The 22,726-nt window shown below is 69.5% G+C and carries 15 protein-coding genes and 4 pseudogenes; 9 read left to right on the top strand and 10 right to left on the bottom strand.

What is annotated here, in order from left to right; translation table 11 throughout:
• Positions 1-124: 124 nt before the first annotated feature.
• A pseudogene (locus IE140_RS36750) lies at positions 125-832 on the bottom strand (IS701 family transposase); the annotation flags it as partial.
• A 146-nt stretch (positions 833-978) separates the two neighbouring features.
• On the opposite strand from IE140_RS36750, the gene IE140_RS25435 reads away from it, so the two are divergent.
• From IE140_RS25435 to IE140_RS25420, 4 genes and pseudogenes are all read left to right on the top strand, one after another.
• Entirely contained in the window at positions 979-2,577 is a 1,599-nt protein-coding gene (locus IE140_RS25435) for an acyl-CoA carboxylase subunit beta (RefSeq protein ID WP_109181291.1), read from the top strand.
• A 570-nt stretch (positions 2,578-3,147) separates the two neighbouring features.
• Complete coding sequence (locus tag IE140_RS25430) at positions 3,148-4,149, top strand: DUF6192 family protein (RefSeq protein ID WP_117350832.1); 1,002 nt, start codon at positions 3,148-3,150, stop codon at positions 4,147-4,149.
• A 2-nt stretch (positions 4,150-4,151) separates the two neighbouring features.
• Positions 4,152-4,571: a hypothetical protein gene (locus IE140_RS25425; protein ID WP_019359427.1), complete on the top strand. Its 420-nt coding sequence runs from the start codon at positions 4,152-4,154 to the stop codon at positions 4,569-4,571.
• Positions 4,572-4,635: 64 nt separating this feature from the next.
• Positions 4,636-5,480, top strand: a pseudogene (locus IE140_RS25420) (IS5 family transposase).
• 706 nt (positions 5,481-6,186) lie between these two features.
• Here IE140_RS25420 and IE140_RS25415 read toward each other — a convergent pair.
• Positions 6,187-7,380: an alcohol dehydrogenase catalytic domain-containing protein gene (locus tag IE140_RS25415; protein ID WP_150193614.1), complete on the bottom strand. Its 1,194-nt coding sequence runs from the start codon at positions 7,378-7,380 to the stop codon at positions 6,187-6,189.
• Positions 7,381-7,570: 190 nt separating this feature from the next.
• Entirely contained in the window at positions 7,571-8,128 is a 558-nt protein-coding gene (locus tag IE140_RS25410) for a type 1 glutamine amidotransferase domain-containing protein (RefSeq protein ID WP_150193613.1), read from the bottom strand.
• Between the two features lie 218 nt (positions 8,129-8,346).
• Between IE140_RS25410 and IE140_RS25405 the strand changes: the two are divergent.
• Both IE140_RS25405 and IE140_RS25400 read left to right on the top strand, forming a co-directional pair.
• Positions 8,347-8,783, top strand: a pseudogene (locus IE140_RS25405) (hypothetical protein); the annotation flags it as partial.
• Positions 8,784-8,855: 72 nt separating this feature from the next.
• A pseudogene (locus IE140_RS25400) lies at positions 8,856-9,010 on the top strand (transposase); the annotation flags it as partial.
• A gap of 4 nt (positions 9,011-9,014) precedes the next feature.
• On the opposite strand, the gene IE140_RS25395 reads toward IE140_RS25400, so the two are convergent.
• The 6 genes from IE140_RS25395 to IE140_RS25370 form a co-directional block, all read right to left on the bottom strand.
• On the bottom strand, positions 9,015-9,185 hold the full coding sequence (locus IE140_RS25395) for a hypothetical protein (RefSeq protein ID WP_167533446.1): 171 nt from the start codon (positions 9,183-9,185) through the stop codon (positions 9,015-9,017).
• A 149-nt stretch (positions 9,186-9,334) separates the two neighbouring features.
• Entirely contained in the window at positions 9,335-9,643 is a 309-nt protein-coding gene (locus IE140_RS25390) for a putative quinol monooxygenase (RefSeq protein WP_007389165.1), read from the bottom strand.
• Between the two features lie 307 nt (positions 9,644-9,950).
• Complete coding sequence (locus IE140_RS25385; protein ID WP_037766100.1) at positions 9,951-10,361, bottom strand: GlcG/HbpS family heme-binding protein; 411 nt, start codon at positions 10,359-10,361, stop codon at positions 9,951-9,953.
• A gap of 347 nt (positions 10,362-10,708) precedes the next feature.
• The gene (locus tag IE140_RS25380) at positions 10,709-11,542 is read right to left on the bottom strand and encodes an aldo/keto reductase (RefSeq protein ID WP_150193612.1); all 834 of its coding nucleotides are present in this window, start codon (positions 11,540-11,542) and stop codon (positions 10,709-10,711) included.
• A 134-nt stretch (positions 11,543-11,676) separates the two neighbouring features.
• Entirely contained in the window at positions 11,677-12,774 is a 1,098-nt protein-coding gene (locus tag IE140_RS25375) for an NAD(P)/FAD-dependent oxidoreductase (protein WP_150193611.1), read from the bottom strand.
• 1,253 nt (positions 12,775-14,027) lie between these two features.
• Positions 14,028-15,815, bottom strand: coding sequence for a fatty acyl-AMP ligase (locus IE140_RS25370; protein WP_150193610.1), 1,788 nt, complete (start codon positions 15,813-15,815; stop codon positions 14,028-14,030).
• A 1,231-nt stretch (positions 15,816-17,046) separates the two neighbouring features.
• Here IE140_RS25370 and IE140_RS25365 point away from each other — a divergent pair.
• Both IE140_RS25365 and IE140_RS25360 read left to right on the top strand, forming a co-directional pair.
• Positions 17,047-18,303: an activator-dependent family glycosyltransferase gene (locus IE140_RS25365; RefSeq protein ID WP_189460730.1), complete on the top strand. Its 1,257-nt coding sequence runs from the start codon at positions 17,047-17,049 to the stop codon at positions 18,301-18,303.
• 104 nt (positions 18,304-18,407) lie between these two features.
• Entirely contained in the window at positions 18,408-19,517 is a 1,110-nt protein-coding gene (locus IE140_RS25360) for a DegT/DnrJ/EryC1/StrS family aminotransferase (protein ID WP_150197941.1), read from the top strand.
• An 85-nt stretch (positions 19,518-19,602) separates the two neighbouring features.
• On the opposite strand, the gene IE140_RS25355 is transcribed toward IE140_RS25360, so the two are convergent.
• Positions 19,603-20,799, bottom strand: coding sequence for a cytochrome P450 (locus IE140_RS25355; RefSeq protein WP_167533592.1), 1,197 nt, complete (start codon positions 20,797-20,799; stop codon positions 19,603-19,605).
• 561 nt (positions 20,800-21,360) lie between these two features.
• On the opposite strand from IE140_RS25355, the gene IE140_RS25350 reads away from it, so the two are divergent.
• On the top strand, positions 21,361-22,605 hold the full coding sequence (locus IE140_RS25350; protein ID WP_167533591.1) for a cytochrome P450: 1,245 nt from the start codon (positions 21,361-21,363) through the stop codon (positions 22,603-22,605).
• The last annotated feature ends 121 nt before the right edge of the window (positions 22,606-22,726 follow it).

Raw genomic sequence — 22,726 nt, 5'->3', positions numbered from 1 at the left:
TGACAGGCGGGGGCAGGCCCCGGTCCGGGGCGCGAGGAGCAGTTGCAGCTCGCGGACGACGCGGTCGAGGCTCAGGCCGACGCCGTCTCTTTCGGGGACCGGCTCGGTCGCTGGAGGGTGCAGAAGGTGGGCGGCCGGGGCGGGGGTGACGTGGTGGTGCCGGCCTGGCCAGGTTCGGCCTTCGACGTGGCCGGGCCGAGGGCCTGACGTGGCCGGGTCCGCGTTCCTCCGGGCCGGACCGGAAGGCGGCGGTGTGACCGTAGCCGCGGTCGGCGATGACCCGGGGCACCTCGATGCCCCGGGACCGCGTCCTGTCGATCATGCCGAGGGCCGGCCGCCGCTTCTCGGCATGGCCCACCCGGGCAGGGAGGGCGCACTTGTCACGGCGGGCCGCTGCGGCGGGATCGGCCTTCGGTGAGGCGGGATCCCGGCTCCCGGGCAGGAACAGGCGCCGGTTGACCGCAGTCCAGGCGCCGTTGGAAGCCAGGTGCAGGGAGACTCCGGCCCGGCAGTTGGCTGCCTTGCCCGTGGTGCCGGTGCACTGCCGGGCCACGCACGCCGATGCGTCCCCGTCCTCGAGGAACCCGGTGTCATCGATGAGCCGGAGCCGTGGGCCGGCGACCGGCTGCATGCGCCAGGCCGACCGGGCCCGCACATGCGCCGCGTCCCACGGGCTGGAAGTGACGAAGCGGGCCAACGCCTGCCGGTTGCCGTCCTCGCCCGGGCGGGCGGCCACCGGCTCCACCGGCTCGCGCCCGCCGTCCAGCGGCAGACCCCGCAGACAGACCCCGCCCCACCGGTGCTGATCCGCCCGCGCGAACGGCTCGGACATCTCTGCCGCGAAGTCCTCCGGACAGACGGCACATGACCCAGCGCTACTAGGGGCACGGGCGGGCGATTAGATTAGGGGTGATGCCGGCGGCCCGCTTCCAGGAGGATCGCAGGCAGGGGTCGTCATGTTTGGAAGGTAGGGCTGGTATGTCGCTCCAGGAGCCTGTCTCACCGGTCGAGGAGTCCCCCACGTCCACGGCCGACCGCATCGCCGATCTGGCCGCCCGGCACGAGGAGGCCGTCCTCCTCGCCGAGAAGAAGGCCGCGGACCGGCAGCACACCAAGGGCAAGCTCACCGCCCGCGCGCGCATCGACCTGCTGCTCGACCCCGGCTCGTTCGTCGAACTCGACGAGTTCGTGCGTCACCGGACCGTCGAAGGAGGCATTCCCCGCCCCTACGGCGACGGGGTGGTGACCGGCCACGGCACCGTCGACGGGCGCCAGGTGTGCGTCTTCTCCCACGACTTCACCACCCTCGGCGGCAGCATGGGCGAGGCCTTCGGCAGCAAGGTCATGAAGATCTACGACTTCGCCATGAGCGTCGGCTGCCCCGTCATCGGCATCAACGACTCCGGCGGCGCCCGCATCCAGGAAGGCGTCAGGTCAATCGCCTACTACACCGAACTGGGCGTCCGCAACGTTCATTCCTCCGGTGTGATCCCGCAGATCTCGCTCATCATGGGCCCCTGCGCGGGCGGTTCGGTCTACTCGCCGGCCATGACCGATTTCACCGTCATGGTCAAGGACATCTCCTACATGTTCGTCACCGGCCCCGAGGTCGTCTCCGCCGTCACGGGCGAAAAGGTGACCGCCGAACAACTCGGCGGTCCCGCCGTCCACGCCCGGGTCTCCGGCAACGCGCACTACCTCGGCGACGACGAGCAGGACGCCATATCCTGGGTGCAGACCCTCCTCGGCTACCTGCCGTCCAACAACCTGGACACCCCCCCGGTCTACGACCACGACTGCGATTCCGGCATCACCGGACAGGACCTGGCCCTCGACTCGGTCATCCCCGACAGCGAGCAGCAGGTGTACGACATGACCGACGTCATCGCCGCGGTCCTCGACGACGGCGACTGCCTCGAGATCCAACCGGACTTCGCCCGCAACATCATCTGCGCGCTCGGCCGTATCGAGGGGCACTCGGTGGCCGTCGTCGCCAACCAGCCCAGCCACCTCGCCGGTGTGCTGGACATCGACGCCTCCGAGAAAGCCGCCCGCTTCATCCGCTTCTGCGACGCCTTCAGCATTCCCGTCCTCACCTTCATGGACGTCCCCGGCTACCTCCCCGGCGTCGAGCAGGAGCACCAGGGCATCATCCGCCGAGGCATCAAACTCTTCTACGCCTACGCCGAGTCCACCGTCCCCAAGGTCACCGTCATCACCCGCAAGGCCTACGGCGGCGGGTACGCGGTGATGGGTTCCCGGCAGATCGGCGCCGACCGCGTGATGGCCTGGCCCACCGCCGAGATCGCCGTGATGGGCGCCAGGAGCGCCGTGCCCATCCTGCACCGCCGCGAGCTGGCCGCCGCCCCGCCCGAGGAGCGCGCGGCGCTCAAGAGCAGCCTCATCGACGACTACCGGCGCAGGTTCGGCAACCCCTACGAGGCTGCCGCGCACGGCTACGTCGACATGGTCATCCCGCCCTCCCGCACCCGGATCGAGGTCGCCAGGGCGCTGGCGAGCCTGCGGAACAAACGGCAGGCGCGCCCGGAACGCAAACACGGAAACATTCCGCTGTGACGCCGCCTGCCGTCCCGGCCACCTTCCTTCCCGTATAAGTAGCTGTTTCCGATCCAAGGTTCTGGGTAGATTTGCCCCCTAGCCTGGACCGGTGTCTGAGGGTGCCGAGAGGGCCAGAGTGAGGGACTGTCGGGCTTGTGGTGAACGGCTGAGGCCGGACGCCCGGCCCGAGGCGGTGTTCTGCTCGTCGGTCTGTCGTTCCAGGCAGTGGCGCAAGGAACAGCGGCTGCGGAAGCGGTTGGCAGCTGTCCGGGACAAGGTCGGCCTGGTCGAGTGCCCCGAGTGCGGGGCCCGCTGGGTGGCGGGTGTCGACCGTCGTTCGGACGCCCGGTTCTGCTCGCGGCGCTGCGTCGTGGGGGCCTGGCGGAAGCGGAAGGATCCGTACGCGGATCGTGCACAGTGACCACTGAGCGAACACATCCTTGGACCAGTTTCGTTCACGGAACGGTCAATTGCGGTCATTCCTTGCGATCTTCGTATTTACGGTCTGACTCTCGGAAACAGATGCGGTCCTTGTCCTGTCACGGCCCGAAGTGCCGCGCCTGGGAGCGCACTTGGATGGTGAAAGCCATGTCCGAGGAGAACGAGACCATCGGCGCCGTCAGCCAGTCTCGCTACGAGCAGATCGTGGCCGAGCTGCGGGACGTCGTTGAACAGCAGACCCGCGGCCAGTTCACGATCGGGGACCGGGCCCTGGAGGTCGAACCGATGCGGCAGCGGGGCGGCGAAACCGGGGACAGCGAGTACACGGTCGAGGAATCGCTGACGCGCCTGGCCGAGGACATCGGCCTGAGGTTCTCCACGGTGAAGACGGCCAGGTGGGTGGCGTCGCGGTGGCCGAAGGAACGACGCCGTCCCGAGCTCGCGTCCTACACGGTCCACCGGTCGCTGGCGAGTATCGAGGACGAGGAGAGGCGGTTCGCGACGATCCTGACGCTCCCGGAGGGAAAGGCCCGCTGGACCAAGGACGACGCCAATCGACAGGTCGGCCAGCAGGTCGAGACGCCCATCACCCCGCAGGAGAAGGTTACCGCGATCCACTCGCTGGCCCGGGACGCCGAGGTCGCGGCTGCGGTGACCACCGACTTCCTGAAGCGTCCCCAGGTCGCGGCCAAGGTGTCCTCGGAGGACAAGGTCCGGGTGGTGGAGGAATTCACCCGCGACGAGCAGGTCGCGACGACCGCCGCGACCAGCCTGCTCCGCAGGCCGGACGTCGCGTTCAAGGCGATGAGCGATGACACCGCCCGCTTCCAGGTCAACTCTGCCCAGGCCGAGCGCAGTCGGCAAGCCCTTGACCACTTCGAGCGCACGAACCCCGTCGCCCCGGCAGTCCGCAACATCGACCGGGCGGTGGAGTTCCTTGACCTGGTGACCGCCTTCCACGCGTTCGTCGCCGCAGCTGGCCGGACCGTCCCCGGCCTGCGCGACCGCCAACTGTCGGAGGACGAACGCACCATCGTCCACCAGAACGTAGCCAAGGTGAAAGCGACTCTGGACTGGATCGAAACGGCGGTCGACACCGGCAAGGTCGACATGGACGACGAGCTCGCGGCGATCCTGCGGGGCGAGTAGTCGTGCCCCGCGCCTCCCGGCGCAAAGGGGACGCGGCCAGACGGCACGCGGACACCGTCCGCTTCGTTCTGTTCGAGGCCCGCCCGGCCGGGCTGGAGTTTCACCAGCTGGTCCGTGCGAGCGCGCTCTCCCCGCACCAGGTCCGCTCCGGCCTGGCCGCGCTGAAGGACGAGGCCGCGTCCAAGGGCTGGCCTCCGCTGATCTGGAACCGTCTCGACGGCTACCAGCTCGGAGCGGAGCGGGCCGCGCTCGAAGCCTACGAGCGGCAGGTCGTGGGCGAGAAGCTGACCCAGTTCCGGCGGTTCATCACCGGCACGGTCGCCCCGCACGCCGCCGCCCACCCGAACGACAAGTGGGTACGGCACATCGTCGCCCAGCTCAACTCCATCGAATCCACCCTCGACCTCATCGCCAGCGCCTGACCGATCCACGGGGCCGACCGGCGAAGCCGGCCGGCCCCGCAGCAGGTCACAGACGGGAGGGGAAGTGCGTCAGCGCCGCTATCCGTCGGACATGACGGATGACGAGTGGGCCCTGATCGAACCGCTGCTGCCGCTGCCGGCCTGCGACACCGCCCGCGGCGGCCGGCCGGAGAAGCACCCCCGGCGCGAGATCGTTGACGCGATTCGATATGTCGTGGACACCGGCTGCAAGTGGAGGGCCCTACCCGCGGACTTCCCCCCCTGGAGGACCGTTTGGGGGTTCATGGCCCGCTGGGCTGCCCGCGGTGTCACCGGTCAGATCCGTGACGCCCTGACCCAGCGGATCCGCCGCGAGGTGGGCAAAGGCCCCAGAGCCGTCGCGACGATCATCGACTCGCAGTCAGTCAAAGCGGCATCGACCGTCGGCAAGGACTCCCGCGGTTACGATGCAGGCAAAAAGATCAATGGCCGCAAACGGCATCTCGTGGTCGACACCCGCGGCCTGCCGCTGCTGGTCATGGTCACCCCGGCCGATCTGCATGACTCCGCCGCGGCCAAGGAAGTCCTCTTCCGTCTCCGTCTCATGCACCCCGAGATCACCATCGTCTGGGCCGACCGCGCCTACGCGGGCAAGCTCATTACCTGGGCGAAGAAGCATCTGAACCTCACGATCAAGACCGTTTCCCGCCCGAAGGACTCCTCCGGGTTCGTCCTGCTGCCCCGCCGCTGGGTCGTTGAACGCTCGCTGGCATGGATGATGAACGCTCGCCGGCCGCGAGGGACTACGAACGGCTCGTCCAGCACTCCGAAACACTGATCACCTGGGCGGCGATCACGCTGATGACCAAGCGTCTGACCCGCAACGGGGCGGGCTCCGCCTGGGCCAGCAAGCCCAGTACGTGCGCCTGAACTGGTTATTCGCCCGGCTCCGGGCCGGGCCACGCGTACAGGTCGAAGGCTGCTGATCAAGGACCGCCAGGGGCATCTGGGTGGAGGAAGCACGGTCCGCAGCCTGCGCCTTGGCTGGCCGGGTGAACGTGCCGCTGGCCCGAGAGACCGCAAGCTCTTTTCGGGTCCGGAGCACCGGTAGCGGTCAGCCATGAGGTCGAGGAGGGCCAGTGTGCTTGCACGCCCGTCGTGTCCGAGCTCATCCACCGTCCGCGGTCCGCTGCGCCACCGGGGTACGGCAGAACCGGCGCCAGCGCAACGAGTCGGCGTTTAGTAACACAGTCGGTGCGGCGCTTGAGATACAGCAGTCGCAATCGCGTCTCCCGCCGTACCGACGACCGACGATGAAGCGCTGTCCAAGAAAGCATGGACCCCAGTCAGCTCGGCGGATAACGGCCGCCCGCTCCGGCAACGTCTTCTACCAGGAGTCCTGCACTGGCGCGAGGCACAGCGCCGCCCACACCTCCCGCCCACCTGTCGCGGTCGGCGACTGCGCTGCGGCGGCACGACCTTCTTCCAACCGATGGCTGATGCGCTGAGCGCCTACGGCGTCAGCGTGTACCAACCGTCCCCTGGGGCACCTGGGCAGTCCGTCGCGTTGTCGGGGGTGACGGACTGCCCACTACGCCGTCGCTTATGAGTTCGCAGGGACGGATGAGGGCGGGCCTCAGGCGGGAATGAGGCCGTGGGGGTCGATGATGAACTTTTCGGACACTCCTGTGTCGAAGGTCGCGTAGGCGTCGGGGGCGTCGTCGAGGCTGATCACCTTCGTGTTGAGCATGGCACTCAGGTAGGGCAGGCGGTCCCACAGGATCGCCATCATCAGCTCGCGGTTGTAGTGCATGATCGGTGCCTGCCCGGCGGCGATCCGCGGCGACTTGATCCAGGCCTTGCCGAAGTCGAGCGGGTACGTTCCCTCCTGCTCGGCCTTCGACTTCGCGAGCGGGTCGGCGCCGTAGACGCCGATGACTCCGGTGGCCCCGCCCGCGCGGGTGGCGTCGAGCACCTGGTTGAGGGCGTAGGCCGGGTCCATGTCCTCGGCCTCACGCCCGATGCCGTGTGCCTCAGTGCCGACGTAGTCAACTGCGCAGTCGACCATGGGTTCGCCCAGGATGGCCTCGATCTGGTCGGTGAGCGCTGCGTCCTGGCTCAGGTCGATCGTCTCGCAGCCGTTCTTCTTCACCAGCTCCAAGCGGTCCTTGTGGTAGTCGCCCACGATGATGCAGGACGCCCCGAGGAGCCGCGCCGCTGCTGCGCCGCAGCGGCCGACCGGGCCGGCGCCGGCGATGTACACGGTCGAGCCCGGCTTGGCACCGGCCTCCATGAGACCGTGGAACGCGGTGGGCAGGATGTCCGAGAGCAGCGCCAGGTCACGGATCTTCGCCATGGCCTGGTCCCTGTCCGGGAAGCGCAGGAGCTGGAAGTCGGCGTACGGGACGAACAGGTACTCGGCCTGGCCGCCGGTCCAGTCGCCCAGGTTGAAGCCGTACGCTCCGCAGGACACCTTGGGGTTCGTGGTCTCGCAGACTTCGGTCCGGCGCGCCCTGCAGTTGCGGCATCGGCCGCAGGCGACGTTGAACGGGACGGAGACGAGGTCGCCCTCACTGAGGAACTCGACGTCGGGGCCGACCTCGATGACCTCCCCGGTCATCTCGTGCCCCATCACCATGCCCTGGGGCACGGGGAAGGACCCGCGGTAGATGTGCAGGTCGCTCCCGCAGATGTTGGTGGCGACGATCCTGAGGATGACTCCGTGCGGGGCCTTCTTCCCGTTCGGCATCTGAAGCTTCGGGAAGTCGAGCGACTCGACGCGCATGTCTTTCGGGTTTTGAAAGGTGACAGCGCGGTTGCTGCTTGCCATGACGATCTCCTCTGCTGATTCACGGTGACTCGGCCGAGTGAGTGTCGGCGGTCATTTGGGCGACTTTGCGACGTCGGCTTTCCTAAACGTAGGGCTACACCCGAGGTATGCAGGCCAGCGCCACACCCTCTTGCGTGCCATCGCACTAACGCTGCGTGCCACGCGCCCGGTCAAGCGCGTCTTCTGCCGATCAGGCGGGTTGCGGTGCGTTGGCGAAGTGTTCGATGATCGCCGCGCAGAAGGCGGGGAGGTCCTGCGGGCCGCGGCTGGAGATCAACTGGCGGTCGATCACGACCTCCTCGTCGACGACCTCGGCGCCGGCGTTGCGCAGGTCAGTACGAATGCTGGGCCAGGAGGTGAGGCGGCGACCGTGCAGCACGTCAGCCTCTGCCAGGGTCCAGGGTCCGTGGCAGATGGTGGCAACGGGTTTGCCGGTCTCCACGAACTCCCTCACGAAGGCGACGGCGTCGGGGTCGGTTCGCAGTTGATCGGGGTTCATGGTGCCGCCGGGCAGCAGGAGCGCGTCGTAGTCGCTCACGCGTGCGTCGGCGACCTTCTTGTCCACGGTGAAGGTTCCGGCCGGGTTGATGTCCATCTGGCGCGCGTTGATTTCGCCGGTGTGGAGGGAGAGGAGTTCGGCCTGTGCTCCGGCGCCCAGCAGTGCGCCGAGAGGTTCTTCGAGCTCGACGCGCTCCACGCCGTCGGTGGCCAGGATGGCGACCTTGCTGCCGTGCAGTTCGTTGGTCATGGTGCTCTTCCTTCCGGTGATCGGCGGAGGACCGGTTCGGGTCCGTGCCCTCCGCTCAGCTGCCGTCGGGGAGGAGGACCTTGGTCCTTGCCCTGCTCGATCAGCCTGGTTGGCCTGGCCCGTCCCCATGTCTGGTGGGCACGTCACCCACGGAACGACCTCACCACTCCCACTGTCTCACCCTCACAAGACACGTCAAAAGGTGCAAGTTGTCTCGCTTGGCCGGTGACGCGCCGGGAACCCGGCCTGCCCGGCCCACGACAAACCACGGCAGGAAGGGAGATGCGGCCAGACGCCGCGGTGACACCGTCCGCTTCGTGCTCCTCGAAGACCGCCCGGCCGGGCTGGGCTTCGGCCAGTTCGTCCGCGCGAGGGACCTGTCCGCCTACCAGGTCAGATCCGGTCTCGGAGCGTTGAAGGACGAGGCCGCTGGCCGCCGCTGATCTGGACTCGCGAGGTCGGCTACCGGCTCGGCGCTGACCGGGCTGGAGGCATATGAGCGGGCTGTCGTCTCGCAGAAGCTCAACGAGTTCCGCCGGTTCATCACGGGGACCGTCGCCTCGGACGCCGCCGTCCAGCCGAACCACAAGCTGGTCAATCACATCGTCGCCCAGCTCAACTCTTTTGAGCGACCCTCGATTTCATAGCCGGTCCCGGAGATCTTGTCCGCAAGGGGACCGTCCGTCGCCGATCGGACGGCCTCCGTCACATCGCTGGGGCGGCCGTCATGCGTCATCCTCGCTATCCGTCGGATACCACTGATGCCACTGGGCTCTGGTCGAACCGCTGCTGCCGCCGGCGGCCTGCGACACGGCTCGCGGTGGCCTGCCGGAGAAGCACTCCCGTCGCGAAATCGTCGACGCGATCCGATACGTCGTCGACGGCATCACTGAACCCGCTCCCGAACCGCCAGGAATTCGGCCTCGACCGCTTCCTTGCCTCCCTCACCGGCCACCTCGATGAAGGCGTGCCCCTCCCCGAGACTCTGCGCCGCCTCATGCACAGCCACCACGGACACCTCTGCGACGACGCCACCACCGTCCTCCTCCAGTGGCACGGCCCCCAGCCCTTCGCCCCACCCTGAAGCCCTCGTCGGACTCCCCACATCCGGCACCGCCCCACCAGAACGTCAACCAAGCCCTGGCTCTCCACCAACTATCCGCGACAGCTACGGCTGACCACGCCGCCCCGCGGGCAGCACCTGCTCTAGGCGGGCGGCTTCTCCACGAGGACATCGATCTGCTCGATCGTGGGCTCCTCGAAGAGCTCACCCGTGTTCTCAGCGAGCGCTTGCGCGACCTCGCCCGACAGATGCGCCTGGCGTCCGTCGTCGTCGGGAAAGGCGTCGAAGATTCCGAACGACGAGGGTCCGAACTGGATTCCGAACCACCTGACGGTCTTGGGTTCCCCCTCGACGATCGACAGCCCCTGGTTCAAGAAGTCCTGGACGTCGTCCTCCCTGCCGGGCAGTGCTTCGAGGCGTACCAGAAGTGCTTTGCTGACCTGTGTTGCCATCTTGGGTCTCTCCTCTTCCTTTTCCTTGGTTCGCGTCGCCGCGATCATCAGAACGCCGCTATGGCCGCCTCGGCGACCGTCTGATCTTGCTCGCCGCTGCCCCCCATCACTCCTACCGAGCCCCAGGACCTGGCCGTCGTGGGGGAGCGGGATGCCACAAACGAAGATCATCATCAACGTCGGCCGAGGTGGCGGCACACCCGCATTTGCCCGTCATGACGACTCCTCTGCTCTCCTACGCGGCTTTCGCACGACTCCTGTGCTCTCCTGCGCGGTGCGGGACGCGGGCGGGCGGGATACGCGGGGGTTACAAGCCTGCGGCAGCCGCCTGAGCGACGCTCTGGTCTTGGTCCCCTGACCCTCCGCTCACCCCGACGGCGCCCACCACCTGTCCGTTGCGGTGGAGCGGCAGGCCGCCGGCGAAGATCATCACGCGGCCCTGGTTGGAGCCGCTGATGCCGTAGAACTGCTGCCCGGGAGCGGCGTTCGCGGCGAGGTCGGCGGTGCTGATGTCGAAGGCGCGGGCGGTGAAGGCCTTGTTGATGGAGATGTCGACGCTGCCGAGCCATGCGTCGTCCATGCGGGCATGGGCGACGAGGTTGCCGCCGGCGTCGACCACGGCGATGTTGCTCGGCTGCCCGAGCTCCTGCGCTCGTTTCTCTCCCGCGTCGATAACCCGCCGAGCGTCCTGAAGGGAGATGCTCTCGATGCTGGTCATGGTGCGAGCTCCTTCTTGACGTCGTTTCCGGGGTTATGGGCCAGCGCTTCAGCCGCAGTCGGGGTGGAGCAGGACCTTGGTCCAGCCGTTGTCGCGCTGGTCGACGTCCTGGTAGCCCTCGGGGGCTCGGGGAGCCGTCCGTTCGCAGAGACTTCGTTCGGGGGACGGTTGATCGTCACCGTGTGCCAGCGATCGCTGTGCCCACCTGGCGGACGATCTCGGCGATGTCCAGGGCGTTGTGGAAAACGCCCGCGTTTTGCAGGAACAGTACGACGCCCTCTGCCGCCATCGGTGAGGTCGGGCCACCCGGCTCCTGGCGGAGCCCGGTCGGGCGCGCTGCAGGGGTGTCACAGCATCTCCAGCGGCCGTTTGCTCCCCGGCGGCGGGAACGCCCGGTCCAGGGTCGCGAGGTCCTCGGCGGTCAGGTCCACCTCCAGAGCCGCTCTGTTCTCCTCGACGTGCGCGCGGGAGGACGCCTTCGGGATCGCGATGACGTCCTCGTGCCGCAGGACCCAGGCCAGGGCGATCTGCGCGGGCGTCGCACCGTGGGCGGCTGCCACGTCCCGCAACGCCGTGTGGCCGAGCAGACGGCCCTGCTCGACCGGCGAGTACGCCATGACGGGGATCGACAGTTCACGGCACCTAGGCAGCAGACTGTACTCAGGCCCTCGACGGCTGAGGTTGTACAGCACCTGGTCGGTCTGCGGCCCGGCTCCGGGCGGCAGGTCCGCGAGATCATCCACATCCAGGTTGCTCACCCCCCAGGAGCGGATGGCACCCTCCCGCACCAGGGACTCGAACGCCTCGATCGTCTCCTCCAGCGGCACGGCTCCACGCCAGTGCAGCAGGTACAGATCGATCCGGTCCGTGCGCAGACGACGCAGGCTCCCCCGGCATGCCTCGGCCACTCCACCGGCGTCCGCATGGGAGGGGAGGACCTTGCTGACCAGGAAAACCTCGTCCCGCCGTCCGGCCACCGCCTCGGCAACCACTTCCTCCGCCGCGCCGTCCCCGTACATCTCCGCGGTGTCGACGAGGGTCATCCCCAGGTCCAGCCCGGCGCGCAGGGCCGACACCTCGGCCGCGCGGCGCCCGGCATCCTCCCCCATCCCCCAGGTGCCCTGACCGAGCACCGTGACCGCAACCCCGCAAGGAAGGACGACCGTCCGCAGATCCGCCATGGCTCCTCCTGGATGTAACGGTAGCCAAAAACTGCTAACCGCCAACAGCACCACGATCGCGCATCGGATGGCACCGCGATCACCGACGTAGCTACCAACGTCGTCGGAGCACAATGCGCCGACTGCTGGGGCTTTCAGCGGGGCTGGCCAAGTGCTGCCGCCGGCCGCAGGTTCTCCTCGAGTTCACCGCCCATGGCCGCGCAGGCCAGTGCCCGTCCCAGTCGAGGTGCCTGTTTGAACAGGTTGTGCCCGGCGGCGAAGAAGATTCTCTCGGCTTCCCAGACCGCCATGCCGTCCTCACTCCACGGCAGGCTTGTCACCCAGCAGTTGAGGCGCTCGACGGGCTCGGGGTCAAGGCCGGGCAATGCGCGGGAGACGTACGCGCGGGCGCGGTCACTGAGTGCCGTCAAGGCTTCGGCGTCCGCGAAGCTGCCGTCCTCGCGCACCTCGACCGTTTGGCTGAGGCCCACCGCATACCGGCTGTTTCCCGGATAGGGGGCGGCGTAGACACCGACCTCGCCGAAGTCGCCGCTGCTGTCCTGCAGGCAGGCGACCCGTTCCGGGGGCGCTCCCCTGACCTGGAAGGTGAGACGGACGTGGGCTGCCGGCTGTACCGGCAGCGAAAGCCCCACGTTGCGCGCCAGCCGCGCGGTGCAAACGCCCGTGCACACCACGGCCGTCGCGTACTCTTCGCGGCCGACGCTACTGACCACCTCCACCGTGCCGCGGCCCGTCGGATACAGCGAGATGACTTCGTCGGTGACCAGCGAGTCACCCAGCGCATCGGCCAGCCGCTCGACCGCGGCACGGGTGCGGATGGCACCGCCGCCCTCATCGAGCATCGCGGGACCGCGGTAGTCGGCGAGTAGCGGCATGCGCGCGTGAAGCTCGGCGCTGTCCGCCGTGCGGGCCGGTATGCCGGCATCCTGCAGAATGCGCAGTTTCCCAGGAACGGTACTGCCCAGTGCGACCACTCCGTCCCGGGAGACCAGTTCGGCGCCCAACCGGTCGGCCCACTCGTCCCAAACGGCGCGGGCCTCCCGGGTGAATTCCACCAGGCGGGCGTCGTCGTGCGCGTGGCGGAATATGCGGGACTGGCCACCGGATTGCCCGTGGCCTGGAACGCCGCTCTCGTAGACCCGCACCGCCGTTCCGCGTTCAGCTAGTGCGTAGGCGGTGCAGAGTCCGACGATGCCGGCCCCGACCACGGCCACCTCTGGAACCCGGTCCATTCGATCGCCTCACTTCGCGTCCCGGAGCTATACCCCTGCGGGCCAGGGACTAAGTTCATCTGTCGCCGCCACGAACTGGTGGGTGACTGGACCCCATGAGCATTGCCAGTTCTACGTGACTCGGCGGCGCAACCCTGCCTCCTCCAGCCTCACACCGGTACGAAATATGTCAACCGGTCACCTCGGACAATGATCGTGACCCACCGGCGGAGAGCCGCGGGTCGGACGTCCGGTCAAGGCACGGCAGGAGGGGTCTGAGCAGTACATCGGCCGGCTGGCGATTCCGTCGCTGTCCAGACCAGCGGGCAGCAGGGGTTCCGCTCGGCCGAGATGTCGACCCGCCGGACGTGGTGACGGCAATCGGAGCGATGGGTGCGGAATGACCTTGCATCATGATCGGCCTGGCAGCTTCCGCAGCCAGGACATCCTGCACATCGGAGTCCAGGCTCATCGTGTCGTTCCCCGTGCTCTGGCCAGCCCGTACGGTGCGCGAGGGGGAGGCCCTTGCACGCCAGTCACCGGCCAGGCGAAGTCGTACATCAGGACGGGCAAACGACAGAGTTCAGGGCTACCGGCAGGACCAGTGCGGCCTCGGTGGCCTGGTCCGGTCCAGGGTGGGCGTGACATGCCGAGCCCCACGAGGCCCGGGGCGGCCAGGTGCCAAGTCGCCCACTCCCGGCCTACGCCTCGTCAGATCACTCAGGACGACGTCAAGCGGGCCATCGCGCGCTCTGCGGCCAGCTGGCGCGATCAAGGGCCAGCTATCGCGCTCAGTCACACCTCAGACGCTCCGAGATCGAAAACAACTTCTAACCGCCGCTTCCGTTCCCGTGAACAGCCGCCAGTTCATCCCGCACGCACCGCTGTGGTCCTCGGTGGACGGGAAGCCGTTCACCGGCCCGATTCCGGGGCGGGAAAAGCCGTTGCCCTCCGCGGAATACCGCCCCGCGGCACCGTTCCGCGGTTCTCTGTGCGCCGCTCGCACCGTCGCGAGTCACGCCTCGCCCCGAAAATCCCCGCGTGCGGGCGTCCTCGCCACGGTCCTTCCGCTCGCTGCCGCTGCCGCTGCCGCTGCGGCTGCCGTTGTCCGCATCCCGGCCGCCGCGGGCCCGCGGCGCGCACGTTGCTGCCGGGTGTCCCGCGCGGGACACCCGGCTCCTCACCCCGCTGCCGGACGTGCGCTCCCCGTCCCGCAGCCGCGTCCCGGCCGCACCCCGGGGGGCCTCAGCCGGCGCACGCGGGCCGCCCGCCCGTCACCGGCCCGCCGGCAGGGCCGCGAGGTCGGTCAGCTCGCCCTCCTCGTACAGCGTGCGGCAGGCGCGGCGTTGCACTTTGCCGCTGGAGGTCTTCGGTATCGCGCCCCTGCGGACGAGCAGGACGGTGTCGGCCGTCAGACGGTGGTGGTCGTGGACCGCGCGGACGACCCGTTCACGCAGGCTCTCCGTGCCGTGAGCGCGCACCGTCCGGCCGTCGGCCTCGACGACGACCACCAGGCGTTCTTTCCCGTCGCGTTCGACGGCGAACGCGACAGCGCAGTTGGGGTGCAGGCCGTCCGCGGATCTCTCCGCGGACAGTTCGACGTCCTGGGGGTAGTAGTTGCGGCCCTGGTGGATGATCAGGTCCTTGAAGCGGCCGGCGACATGCAGTTCACCGGCGTGCAGGAAGCCCAGGTCCCCGGTGCGCAGGTAGGTCCGCCCGTCCCCGGGGCGCCCGTCGGCGTCCCTCATCCGTGCGCCGAAGGTCTCCGCGCTCGCTTCCGGACGCCCCCAGTACTCCGCCGCCACGCACGGTCCGCTGACCCAGATCTCGCCGATGACGTCCGGCGGGCAGGCGCGTGACGTGCCGGGATCCACGATCCGCACCTCGGTGCCCGCGACGGTGCGGCCGCTGCTGGTGACCGGGACGGCGCCGGGTGTCCGCGCATCGACGATCTCCACGCGGCCTTCCCCCAGCGCCGCCGAGGACAGCCACACGGCCGTCGGTTCGCGGTCCTGGCCGCTGCCGGTGACCTTCAGGGTGTTCTCGGCGAGCCCGTATCCCGGGCACATGGCTTCGGGCCGGAAGCCGTGCGGCGCGAACGCCTCGGTGAAGTCCCTGATCGCACGCCAGCGCACGGGTTCGGCGCCGTTGGCCGCCACCCGCCACGAGGAGAGGTCACCGACCCCGTCGGCCTTCCCCTCCGCCGCCGCCCGCGCGCACATCTCGTACGCGAAGCTGGGCGCCGCGGAGTGGGTGGCCCGGAACCGGGCGATCGCCTCCAGCCAGCGGGCGGGCCGGCGGATGAAGGCGGCGGGTGCCATCAGGTACGAGGGGATACCGGCCCACAGCGGCATGACGACCCCGAACAGCATGCCCATGTCGTGGAAGAGAGGCAGCCAGCTGACCACGGTGCCTTCGGGCGCGCACGGCCACAGGGCATCCGTCTCGGCGACGTTGGCGAGGAAGTTGGCGTGGGTGACGACGACACCCTTGGGGTCGCCGGTGGAGCCCGAGGTGTACTGGAGCAGGGCCACGTCGTCCGGGCCGGGGGCGGGGACCGGCCCGGACGGCCCCGGCACGCCGCCCCCCGCCGCGGGGAGGCCGGCCGTGTCCAGGACCGTGAGGCCCAGCAGGTCCTCCAGGTCCCCGAACAGGTCCTCCAGCTCGCCTCTGAGCGAGGTCTCGGTGAGCACGGCCGTTGCTCCGGAGTCCCGCGCGATGCGGCGGATGCGCTCCACGTCCTTGAGGTGGCGCGGCGTCTGGACGGGCGCCGCGGCCACCCCGGACCCCATGCACCCCAGGAGCGTGACGATGAACTCCAGCCCCGGCGGATACATGAGCACGGCGCTCTGCCCGCTCATGCCCCGGGCGGCGAACCACCGGGCCCGGACATCCACCGCACCGGCGAGCTCGCCGTAGGTGAGGGACTCCTGGGGGTCCTCGCCGTTGTGGAGGAAGACGTAGGCGGTGTCGTCGGGCTGCCGCTCACCGCGCAGGCGCAGCAGCCCGGTCAGGGTCGGTGTCCCGCCGTCCGGGCGGACGCCGTCGAGAACAGTGGCCATGGGTCAGGTCTCCTTGTTGTCCTGGTGCCGGAAAGCCGCCGGACGTGCCGGAGCCGCTTGAGGCCGTCCTGCCGCCCCGGCCGTGCGGCGGCACGGCCCGACGGGCCCGGACGGAAGAACGTGAGGCAGGATCACGGCCGCCCTCGCGGTGACGCACGGATGCCCGGACGCGGCCCGCACGACCCGCACCCGCACCCGCACCGGCGGGAGCGACCGGGCGACGGGAGAGGCCTGGCGGGCGGGGGAGACCGGCGGGCGGGGGAGGGTCCGCCGCCGGCGGCGCACCGGGCGCGGCAGGGGAGGGGACGGCGCCCCCGCCGGGCAGTCCGGGACCGGACCGGGCCCCGCGCACGCACACGTACCGGCCGCGTCAGCGACGCCGGTCGCCGGGAAAAGCCCGTGACGGGCGATGGGGGCGCTGGTGAAAAGACTGGCCGTACCTCACCTCGCGACGGCAAAATCCCCCCTCACCGGCGATCGGGTACCGCTTCCGCCCCGGATAACCGGGCGGCCGGCACGCTTCGGCATGAGCACGAATGATGAAGAGACCAACGGCGTCGAGTTCCGTCACCCGGCCTCACATCAAACACAGGCCGGGACACCGGTATGGCAGCGCCCCCGCGGCAGAAGAACGCAAGAAGCATACGTCCGGCCACCTCTCCGTCCCATTCCTGATCACCCCTATATTGAAATGGCGCAGCCCCTACACGGAGCCGAAAAGACCGATGCGCCCGCACACCGGGGAACGCGACCGCCCCCCCCGGCGGGCGCGGGGCACCGGGCCGCTCACCCGCGGGAGAACGTGAACGAAACCCGCCGCCGGGCAGGACTTCCCGGGCGGCACCCCGGGGGCAGGGCGGTTTCAAAACATATCGGGCAGCCGGCCGTTCACGGACCGGCCGGTATCCCTCCGGAGGAATCGAGGTGAACGCCAGGCCGAATACGCCGGAATGCCGGGTGCGGACCGGAGGCTTCCACAGAATGGAGAAAACACCATCCCATTTCCTACCCGAAAGTAGCTTCGGGGCGGTCCGGCCGACGGGCGGTCAGGAAACCACGGACCGGGCGGACACGGCGCCGGCGAAACCGGACACTGGGGTGGCGCCGGTCAGGTTGTAGGGGAGGTAGGGGTTGTTCCCCGTTCACGGCAGTCCCTAGGTTCTCAGCGTGAACCGAGCATGAGAAACGAGTCCGGACCGTTTCCGTCGGCGGGCCCGCCTGGAGGACGACAATGCGCATACTCTTCGTCGCGCATGCGGAGAAGACGCACTTTTTCAGCATGGTGCCGCTGGCCTGGGCGCTGCGCACAGCAGGCCACGAGGTCCGCACCGCCACCCAGCCGGACATGGCGCAGGCCGTCACCGAGGCGGGGCTCACGGCTGTCCCGCTGGGGTCCGACCACCGGTGGAAGCAGGTCATGGAGGCCAACCAGGACGAAGGCTGGCCGGCCCGGGTCGCCGAGGCCGTGACACACTCCGCGGACCTGGGGCACGACGAACTCCTGCGGTTCTTCGACGAGACGACCTCCCGGTATTTCCGCACCATCAACAACGACGAGTTCCTCGACGCACTGGTCGAGTACTCCCGGTCGTGGCAGCCCGATCTGATCGTGTGGGAGCAGTTCTCCTGGGCCGGCGCCGTCGCCGCCCGGGTCACCGGCGCCGCACACGCCCGCATGCTGTGGGGAGCCGACGTCGTCACCCGCTCCCGCAACGACTTCCTGGCCCGGCTCGCCGAGCGCCCCGAGGACCAGCGGGTGGATCCGCTGCGGGAGTGGCTCACCGAGTCCCTCGCCCGGCACGGCGCCACGTACGACGAGACTGTTGCCAACGGGCAGTGGACGATCGACCCCAACCCGCCCAGCCACCGGATCGACAACGGCCTGCCCGTCGTCAGCGTGCGGTATGTGCCCTACAACGGGCCGGCCGAGCTCGCCCCGTGGCTGGCTGCCGAGCCCGCCAGACCCCGCGTCGCCGTGACCGCCGGCATCTCCGTCCGCGGCTACTTCGGATTCGACATGTTCGGCATCAGCGCCCTGCAGGCGTTCACCGGGCTGGACATCGACCTGATCGCCACACTGCGGCCGGGACCCGGGGAGTCGGTGGACCAGGCACCGGAGAACGCCACCGTCGTGGAGTTCGTGCCCATGCACGCCCTGCTGCCCACCTGCTCAGCCGTCATCCACATCGGCGGCGCGGGCGTACAGTCCACCGCCGCCTACTACGGCGTCCCCCAGATGATCCTGCCGGGCCTCTGGGACACCCTGGTCCGAGGCGACCTCCTGGAACAGTCCGGCGCGGGCCTCTCGTTGCCCGTCGATCAGCTCACCCCCGAGCGGGTCCGGGACAGCCTCGTGCGGCTGCTGGAGGACCCGGCGTTCCGCGAGGGAGCCGCCGCACTCCGCAAGGACGTACTCGCCGCGCCCTCACCCAACGAGATCGTCCCCGTCCTGGAGGATCTCACCATCCGCCACCGGACCGCCGGCTGAAAGGAGGGACGCGGCCCTGCGCCCCCCAGGGGCCGGCTTCGCCGCCGCCCACCCCCGGCCACGAGGCGGACCGCCCTGCCGGCCCGGAAGGAAGAGACACGGCCATGACCACGCGCGTATGGGACTACCTCGCCGAGTACGAGGCAGAGCGTGAGGACATCCTCGACGCTGTCGACCAGGTGTTCCGTTCCGGACAGCTGATACTCGGACCCTCCGTCAGCGGCTTCGAGGAGGAGTTCGCCGCCTACCTCGGGACGGCGCACTGTGCCGGCGTCGACAACGGCACCAACGCCCTCGTTCTCGCACTGCGCGCCCTGGGCGTGGGACCGGGCGATGAAGTGATCACGGTTTCCAACACCGCCGCACCCACCGTCATCGCCATCGACCAGGCCGGAGCCACCCCCGTCCTCGTCGATGTCCGCGAGAACGACTACCTGATGGACATCGCCCAGGTCGAGGCCGCGATCACGCCACGCACCCGCTGCCTGCTGCCCGTCCACCTCTACGGTCAGTGCGCCGACCTCCCCGCCCTGGAAGAACTCGCCGCCCGCCACGACCTGGTGATCCTCGAGGACTGCGCCCAGTCGCACGGCGCCCGGCAGAACGGCCGGCCGGCCGGCACCACGGGCAGAGCCGCGGCCTTCTCCTTCTACCCGACGAAAGTCCTCGGCGCCTACGGCGACGCAGGAGCGGTGGTCACCGACGACGCCGACACCGACACCGCGCTGCGCAGACTCCGCTACTACGGTATGGAGCAGCAACGCCACGTCATCCAGACCCCTGCCCACAACGCCCGCCTCGACGAGGTGCACGCCGAGATCCTGCGCCGCAAGCTGCGGCGGCTCGACGGCTACATCAAGGCCCGCCGCCGGATCGCGGCCCGCTACACCGAGGCGCTGGCCGACACCGACCTGGTCCTGCCCGCGGTCACACCCGGCAACGACCACGTCTACTACCTCTACGTGGCACGGCACCCCCGCCGCGACGCGGTCATCGAGGCCCTCCAGCCCCAGGGCATCCACCTCACCGTCAGCTACCGCCGGCCGGTGCACACCATGGACGGGTTCGCCCACCTGGAGCAGGCCAAGGGCTCGCTGCCGGTCACCGAGGCACTGGCGGACGAGATCTTCTCCCTGCCGATGTACCCGTCGCTCAGCGAGGAACAGCAGGACAAGGTGATCGCGGCCCTGCGGGAAGCGCTGCGCACCCTCTGATCCCGCAGATACCGCCGGTGCCAACCGGACAGCGCCGCGCGCCCGCACCCCGGCCCGGGTACGGGCGCGCAGCGGATGCGGGCCCTCAGCGGGAGAGCCGCAGGGGAAGCTCCAGCAGCCCGTGCAGGTTGAAGTGCTTGTTCACCGGCAGATCCTCGCGGAGCAGCTCGATCTTCGAATACCGCTCCAGCAGTTTCGAGAACACGGTGGCCGCCTCCAGACGCCCCAGCACCGCGCCCAGGCAGAAGTGCGGGCCGGCGCTGAACGCCAGCGTCTTCGGCTCGGTACGGCCCAGATCCAGCCGATCGGGGTCGCGATAGCGTTCCGGGTCCCGGCCCGCGGCATCCAGGAAACCGATCACATGCGAACCCGGCGGAATGACCTTGCCGCCGAACTCCATCTCCGCGGTCGCGATCCGGCTGGACAGGGTCACCGGCGGATCGAACCGGGACAGCTCATCCACCGCCGTCGTCATCAGCCCCGGGTCCGCCCGAAGCGCCTCCAGCGCCTCGGGCTGCTGCAGCAGAGCCAGCATCCCGTTGCCGATCAGGTTGACCGTCGTCTCGTGACCCGCGTTGAAGATGAGCAGGATGTTGGCGACAACCTCCTCCTCGGTGAGCTGCTCGTTGCCCTCCGCCGTCATCAGCACCGACAACAGGTCGTTGTCCGGGTCCGCACCGCGCCGGGAGGCCATCAGGTCCAGCAGGTACGCGCGGAACTCCGGCTCCGCCTTGTTCATGGCGATACGCCTGCGGGGCGTCACATCGGGATCCAGGATGTAACCCACCTTGTCGGTCCAGTCACGGCACCGCGCCCGGTCCTCGACGGGAATCCCCAGCAGCTCCCCGACCACCGTGACAGGCATCGGCAGCGCCAGGTCCCGGATCAGGTCGACCTCGCCCTCACCCATGCTGTCGAGCAGATCATCGACGATCTCCCCGATACGCGGCCGCAGACGGTCGATGTAGCGCGGCGTGAACACCCGCGCGATCAGTTTGCGCAGCCGGCGGTGCTCGGCCCCGTCCTGCAGCAGCAGCCACTTGCTGACACTGCGCATGGCCGGACAGGTCGGCCCACCCCGGCTCATCGCCCAGCCCGGGTCCTTGGGGAACGCGCTGGAGGAGTGCGGGGAGCGCAGCAGCGCCTCCACGTCGTCGTACCGGGTGAGCAGCCAGTAACCCGATGCGATCTCGTGCACCGGATCCGCCTCGCGCAGCCGCTTGTAGTAGGCGAACCTGTCGGCGGCAAGGGCGGGATCGTTCGGGTCGTAGAGAACGCTCATGCCGTCCATCCCTCTACGTCGGTGGTTGCCGTGCCTGCGGGGCGGGAGATCCGCGTGCCCGCCTCTCCGGCCGAAGACCCCGGCCGACGCGTACACGGACACCGGCTCCGGAGCCGTCACACAGCCCCCTGTCTCGCACAGCCGGTGTCTGCCCCACAGGCTATGGGGGCCGCCGAGACACGGAGAACCCCTAACTTGCCGGCCGAGTCCCGGCGCCCGGTCCCGCAGGACAACCCCGCCGGACACCACCACAGCGCCGCGCAAGGGACGCTGACGCCCGGTGTCCGCCCGACCGCCGCGCGGGAACCGCCCGACGCTCACAGGGCACCCCGGGGCGCACCCCGTACGGCTCGCAGCACCCGCCGCCCAGCAGCCGGGCCGGACGGCGACCACCGGCCGCCGCGGCACAGGAAGAGCGGACTTGGCCCGCGACGACAGCCCGCCGCCCTCCGCCCGCCACACCCCCGCCGCACGCGCCGGTTAGGGGTTGAGGCTAGGGGGGCGCTCTCTCATAGGGTGACGGCCGGTGCAGAGGGACTGCCCGACGCGGGGGGTGAGGGCATGTCGGAGCTCGAGGCGGAGCACAAAGCCCACTACCAGGCGACCGTGGTACAGGAAGCCCTGCGCACAGCGGCCGCGGACGGCGACCCGTACGCCTCGATCCTGCTGGTACCGGACGATCCCTATCCGCTCTACGAGCAGCTCCGCGAGCGCGGCACGCTCCACCGCAGCGCGGTCGGTGTCTGGACGACCACCAGCCACCGCCTCGCCAACCAGATCCTGAGGGACCGGCGCTTCGGCGTCCGTACCCCCCAAGGCGAGAAACCCCCCGAGTTCATGCCGTTCGACAACTCGATGCTCGGACTGGACCCGCCCGACCACACACGGCTGCGCAAGCTCGCCACCCCCTCGCTGAACCCGCGCCGGCTCGCCTACTGGCAGCCGCACGTCGAACGGTTCACCGACGAACTCATCGACGAAATGCTCGCGGGGCGCGGCCAGGTCAACTTCATGCGGGCCTTCGCCCAGCAGCTCCCGCTGCGGGTGATCGGCGACCTGGTCGGCATCCCGCCCCACCACCGCCAGCTGTTCTTCCGGCTCAGCCGCCGCATGGCCTACCTGCTCGACGGCGTGGCCACCGCCCCGGCCGCGCGGGGCGTGGTGGCGGCCATCGCGGAGATGACGGCGCTGTTCCAGGAGATCATCGCCGAACGGCGGGCCGACCCGCGCGAGGACTTGATCAGCGATCTGCTCCCGGCGGTCGAGGACGGCCGGATGACCATGGACGAGATGGTCCCGCTGTGCATGTTCCTGCCGCTGGCCGGTACCGAGACCACCGTCAACCTCATCGGCAACGGGCTCCTGGCACTCCTCGAACACCCCGGGCAGTGGGACATGCTGGCCGCCGACCCGTCACTGGCCCCCGCCGCCGTACGCGAAACCCTGCGCTACGACCCCTCCGTGCAGCAGTACCGCCGGATCGCGCACACCGACCTCCAACTGGAAGGCGAAACGATCGCCGCGGGCGAGGAAGTGGCGATCTGCGCAGGCGGCGCCAACCGGGACCCGGAGGCCTATCCCGACCCCGGAAGGTTCGACATCACCCGGGACCCGGGACCGGAGAACCTGGCCTTCTCGGCGGGCATCCACTTCTGCCTCGGCGCCGCCCTGGCCCGCATGGAAGCGGAGACCGCGCTGGCCGCCCTCGCCGCCCGGCTCCCCGGGATCCGCCGGGCCGGACCGGTGCGCAGACGCGGCTCCTTCATCGTCCGCGGAATGCTCCAGTTCCCCGTCAGCCTGCGCTGAGAACCGGCAGGTGACCGGGCCACGGCCCGGTCACCGGAGATAAGGGGCGGCGTCCTCACCCCATAGGGGTTGTCCGCCTTCGCGAGGCGTCCATAGCGTGCGGACGCGGATGTGCGGATGT

It is taken from the genome of Streptomyces parvus (genome assembly GCF_014648875.1).
Taxonomy (GTDB): Bacteria; Actinomycetota; Actinomycetes; order Streptomycetales; family Streptomycetaceae; genus Streptomyces; species Streptomyces parvus.
The sequence above is the reverse complement of the archived record's forward strand: the minus strand, read 5'-3'. Positions and strand labels throughout refer to the sequence as shown.

Coding starts and splice junctions, on each gene's coding strand:
- IE140_RS25435 (WP_109181291.1), top strand. CDS start 979: ATGTCGCTCCAGGAGCCTGTCTCACCGGTCGAGGAGTCCCCCACGTCC.
- IE140_RS25390 (WP_007389165.1), bottom strand. CDS start 9,643: ATGGCAACACAGGTCAGCAAAGCACTTCTGGTACGCCTCGAAGCACTG.
- IE140_RS25415 (WP_150193614.1), bottom strand. CDS start 7,380: ATGGCAAGCAGCAACCGCGCTGTCACCTTTCAAAACCCGAAAGACATG.
- IE140_RS25350 (WP_167533591.1), top strand. CDS start 21,361: ATGTCGGAGCTCGAGGCGGAGCACAAAGCCCACTACCAGGCGACCGTG.
- IE140_RS25375 (WP_150193611.1), bottom strand. CDS start 12,774: ATGGACCGGGTTCCAGAGGTGGCCGTGGTCGGGGCCGGCATCGTCGGA.
- IE140_RS25365 (WP_189460730.1), top strand. CDS start 17,047: ATGCGCATACTCTTCGTCGCGCATGCGGAGAAGACGCACTTTTTCAGC.
- IE140_RS25385 (WP_037766100.1), bottom strand. CDS start 10,361: ATGACCAGCATCGAGAGCATCTCCCTTCAGGACGCTCGGCGGGTTATC.
- IE140_RS25430 (WP_117350832.1), top strand. CDS start 3,148: ATGTCCGAGGAGAACGAGACCATCGGCGCCGTCAGCCAGTCTCGCTAC.
- IE140_RS25410 (WP_150193613.1), bottom strand. CDS start 8,128: ATGACCAACGAACTGCACGGCAGCAAGGTCGCCATCCTGGCCACCGAC.
- IE140_RS25355 (WP_167533592.1), bottom strand. CDS start 20,799: ATGAGCGTTCTCTACGACCCGAACGATCCCGCCCTTGCCGCCGACAGG.
- IE140_RS25380 (WP_150193612.1), bottom strand. CDS start 11,542: ATGGCGGATCTGCGGACGGTCGTCCTTCCTTGCGGGGTTGCGGTCACG.
- IE140_RS25370 (WP_150193610.1), bottom strand. CDS start 15,815: ATGGCCACTGTTCTCGACGGCGTCCGCCCGGACGGCGGGACACCGACC.
- IE140_RS25360 (WP_150197941.1), top strand. CDS start 18,408: ATGACCACGCGCGTATGGGACTACCTCGCCGAGTACGAGGCAGAGCGT.